Origin of the sequence: Zavarzinella formosa DSM 19928, from assembly GCF_000255705.1 — a bacterium.
Taxonomy (GTDB): Bacteria; Planctomycetota; Planctomycetia; order Gemmatales; family Gemmataceae; genus Zavarzinella; species Zavarzinella formosa.
The window spans coordinates 571,873-572,073 of record NZ_JH636444.1; the positions used below are offsets into that span (position 1 = coordinate 571,873).

Sequence of the window (201 nt, forward strand, 5' to 3'; positions counted from 1 at the left end):
ACTGGAGGCCAAGTTCTTCGATTGCTTCGCCGGAAAGCCGAAGCGAGACGGGAGTACGGTCATCCTCATCGACGTGTCCGGGTCGATGGACGGCAAGCTGTCCGGCCGGTCGGAACTGACGCGCATGGACGTGGCGTGTTCGCTGGCGATGATCGGTCGTGAGTTGTTCGGGAGCCTCCGTGTCTTTACGTTCTCGAACGA

Annotated in this window: 1 pseudogene; it reads left to right on the top strand. The window is 60.7% G+C overall.

Annotation, left to right across the window (positions count from 1 at the left end):
* A pseudogene (locus BGIM_RS66620) lies at positions 1-201 on the top strand (DUF2828 domain-containing protein); the annotation flags it as partial.